This window comes from Kocuria cellulosilytica (genome assembly GCF_040981245.1).
Lineage (GTDB): Bacteria > Actinomycetota > Actinomycetes > Actinomycetales > Micrococcaceae > Kocuria > Kocuria cellulosilytica.
In genome coordinates this window covers 1-513 of sequence record NZ_JAVFWZ010000156.1, presented here as the reverse complement: position 1 = coordinate 513, position 513 = coordinate 1, and the positions used below count along the sequence as shown (strand labels likewise).

Here is a 513-nt window from a genome sequence, read left to right as displayed (position 1 = left end):
GATCGTCGCCTTGGTGGGCCGTTACCTCACCAACCAGCTAATCGGACGCGAGGCCATCTCAAAGCGGATTGCTCCTTTTCCCTCTGCTCGATGCCGAGCCGTGGGCTTATGCGGTATTAGCAGTCGTTTCCAACTGTTGTCCCCCTCTTTGAGGCAGGTTCCTCACGCGTTACTCACCCGTTCGCCACTCGATTTGAAGAGCAAGCTCCTCATCTCTCGTTCGACTTGCATGTGTTAGGCGCGCCGCCAGCGTTCGTCCTGAGCCAGGATCAAACTCTTTATAAATGATATTTATCACTTAAAAAGTGTTAAATCTCTCTTCGCTCAGCACGCAATCGCTTGCGTCCTGTGTGAATTACTTTGTTTGGAATTGTTTAACGTGTTTTTCCAACACGAAAATAGGTTCCGTTACAAGTTTTTCGATATTGTTCAATTTTCAAGGTCCTGTAGCGCCTCAGCCAAGCGGCTGACGACTTGATTATTTTATCACAGAAGTGATTTTTTGTCAAGCTC

Annotated in this window: 1 rRNA gene; it reads right to left on the bottom strand. The window is 47.8% G+C overall.

From position 1 onward, the window contains the following. Positions 1-285: ribosomal RNA gene (locus RCG67_RS17470) — 16S ribosomal RNA — on the bottom strand; the annotation flags it as partial. Between the last annotated feature and the right edge of the window lie 228 nt (positions 286-513).